At 27.9% G+C, this 1,373-nt stretch carries 1 protein-coding gene; it reads left to right on the top strand.

Features of this window, described 5'->3' with window-relative positions:
* Positions 1 to 810 precede the first annotated feature (810 nt).
* Positions 811 to 1,347: a VanZ family protein gene (locus tag HMPREF2731_RS02735; protein WP_070872274.1), complete on the top strand. Its 537-nt coding sequence runs from the start codon at positions 811 to 813 to the stop codon at positions 1,345 to 1,347.
* The last annotated feature ends 26 nt before the right edge of the window (positions 1,348 to 1,373 follow it).

Below are 1,373 nucleotides of genomic sequence, written 5' to 3'. Positions count from 1 at the left end.
CATTTTATTCTAGCTTAATTTGACAAATCATACAATTAAAATTTCGCTTATATTGTCACACTTAGTTTTTCTTCGTCAAAAGTCTTTCCTTTAATAATTTTCTTTATAGATTTATCCGTTTTAACTTTATTAGTTCCTATAAAAAAATACCAATCAAAAATTACCATAAATAATGAGTATCTATTTAGAAAACATTAGAAATAACCAGTAAAATGAACGGCCAATTGTACTTTTACTGGTCATTTATAGAATTTTTTTAAGGAGATAGAATATTATTAATACGTGACACTTCCATTTATGTCAAATGTTTTGGCCCGCTCATTACTTTCAAATCGAAGAAAATACGTGCCAGAAGTTAATGAACTTGTGAAAGTACCGTTGCTAGTTCCAGAAAAATTCCTAGAAGAAACTATAGTTGAGCCTATCAGATTCTGCCGTGCAATAGCAACATTCAACATAGTAGATGCTCCAGCACTCCGTCTAGTTTGATTATGCCTAACAGTATACGAACGTGTAGTTGAAGTAGACCAACTGTTGACAGATCTCCATGACCAAATAGCAGTCCCACTATATGTCATAGCGGTGGTAGCGTTTACAATTGTTGCAGAAAAAAACTTAGTATTAAAAATGCGAGCGATAGTTTTTTACATATATTTTTCATAGTATAGCTCCTTTATGTTTTTTTTTATAATAATAGTAACAAATTGAAAGGAGAATTCTACTATTAATAGCATAAAAATTAAAATAAAATTGTTATTTTTAAATGTTTCATTACTATGTTTATCGTTTTTGTTTTCCAGGTGGTTTTACATGAAATATCTTTATTTTTACTCACTCTCTATTTTTCTTCCTAGTGGAGATGTTGATTTTTGGATTCCATTTATCCAAATAATAATTATTACTTTTTTTCTCTATATTTTTTTACTAAGTTTTTTTACAAAGAAAATTTATAAGGAAGTAATCATTGGATTTTATATTCTTTATTTTTTAGTATTAATTTATCTGCTCTTTTTAAAAAACATTGGAATAAGAGGACTAGAATCCAATCCTTTATCATTTCTTTCTGATTTTATCAATGGGGATGCGATAATCGTGATGCTGAATATAATCATGTTTATACCATTAGGCTGGATACTATCATTAAATAAAAAACATCTAGGCATAGTGGTTTTGGGTATCTGGTTAATTGAAATAGCGCAATATGTTTTTCGTTTAGGAATATTTGATGTAGGGGATATTATTGCAAATGCTGCTGGTTTCGTTGTGGGCACTATAATAATGGAATCTTTATTCAATAAATTTTCATTTGAAATTACGTCTTTTAGTTTAAATAAAAAAATAATATGATTTGTCAAATTAAGCTAGAATAAAAT

Source organism: Enterococcus sp. HMSC072F02, from assembly GCF_001837725.1.
Taxonomy (GTDB): domain Bacteria; phylum Bacillota; class Bacilli; order Lactobacillales; family Enterococcaceae; genus Enterococcus_B; species Enterococcus_B lactis.
Note: the sequence above shows the minus strand (reverse complement) of the source record. Positions and strands in the feature narration are given on the sequence as shown.